Below are 1418 nucleotides of genomic sequence, written 5' to 3'. Positions count from 1 at the left end.
CGCTCGTACTGCTCGCGGATGGGCGACTTGAAGCCCTCTTCCTCTTGCGCGCTCCACTGCCCGCCCTTGGCCTCGATGCCGTCGCGCTTGACCGTGGCCAGCACGCTGGCGGCCTGCTCGCCGCCCATGACGCTGATGCGCGCGTTGGGCCACATCCACAGGAAGCGCGGCGAGTAGGCGCGGCCGCACATGCCGTAGTTGCCCGCCCCGAAGCTGCCGCCGATGATGATGGTGAACTTGGGCACGTTGGCCGTGGCCACCGCCGTCACCATCTTGGCGCCGTGGCGCGCGATGCCCTCGTTCTCGTACTTGCGGCCCACCATGAAGCCGGTGATGTTCTGCAGGAACACCAGCGGGATCTTGCGCTGGCAGCACAGCTCGATGAAGTGCGCACCCTTCTGCGCGCTCTCCGAGAACAGGATGCCGTTGTTGGCCACGATGCCCACCGGCATGCCCTCGATTTCCGCGAAGCCGCACACCAGCGTGGTGCCGAAGCGCGCCTTGAACTCGTGGAACTCGCTGCCGTCGACGACGCGGGCGATGATTTCGCGCACGTCGAAGGGCTTGCGGGTGTCGGTGGGGATCACGCCGTACAGCTCCTGCGCGCCATAGGCCGGGGCGCTGGGCGCCTCGGCCGCGGCAGCCGCGGGCCTGGCCGCGTTGAGGTTGGCGATGGCGGTGCGGGCCAGCGCGAGCGCATGCAGGTCGTTCTGCGCCAGGTGGTCGGCCACGCCCGACAGGCGCGTGTGCACGTCGCCGCCGCCCAGGTCCTCGGCCGTCACCACCTCGCCGGTGGCTGCCTTCACCAGCGGCGGTCCGCCCAGGAAGATGGTGCCCTGGTTCTTCACGATGATCGACTCGTCGCTCATCGCCGGCACGTAGGCGCCGCCCGCCGTGCACGAGCCCATCACCACTGCGACCTGCGCGATGCCCTGGGCGCTCATGTTGGCCTGGTTGTAGAAGATGCGGCCGAAGTGGTCGCGGTCGGGAAAGACCTCGTCCTGGTTGGGCAGGTTGGCGCCACCCGAATCGACCAGGTAGATGCAGGGCAGGCGGTTCTGCTCGGCCACCTCCTGCGCGCGCAGGTGCTTCTTCACCGTCATGGGGTAGTAGGTGCCGCCCTTCACGGTGGCGTCGTTGCACACCACCATGCAGTCCACGCCGCTCACGCGGCCGATTCCGGCGATCAGGCCCGCGCCCGGCGCGTCGCCGTTGTACATGCCGTGCGCAGCCAGCGGCGCCAGTTCCAGGAAGGGCGTGCCCGGGTCCAGCAGCTGCGCCACGCGGTCGCGCGGCAGCAGCTTGCCGCGTGCGGTGTGCTTGGCGCGCGCCGCCTCGCCGCCGCCGGCCTCGACCTTGGCGAACTGCGACTGCAGGTCGTCCACCAGGGCGCGCATGGCGTTGGCATTGGCCTGGAA

At 69.7% G+C, this 1418-nt stretch carries 1 protein-coding gene; it reads right to left on the bottom strand.

Going from position 1 to position 1418, the window contains the following annotated elements:
• The coding region (locus tag BM345_RS29520) for a carboxyl transferase domain-containing protein (RefSeq protein WP_139237684.1) at positions 1-1418 on the bottom strand (1418 nt) is incomplete at both ends.

Origin of the sequence: Variovorax sp. OV329 (genome assembly GCF_900114785.1) — a bacterium.
Classification (GTDB): domain Bacteria; phylum Pseudomonadota; class Gammaproteobacteria; order Burkholderiales; family Burkholderiaceae_C; genus Variovorax.
This window is presented reverse-complemented; position numbering and strand designations above follow the sequence as displayed.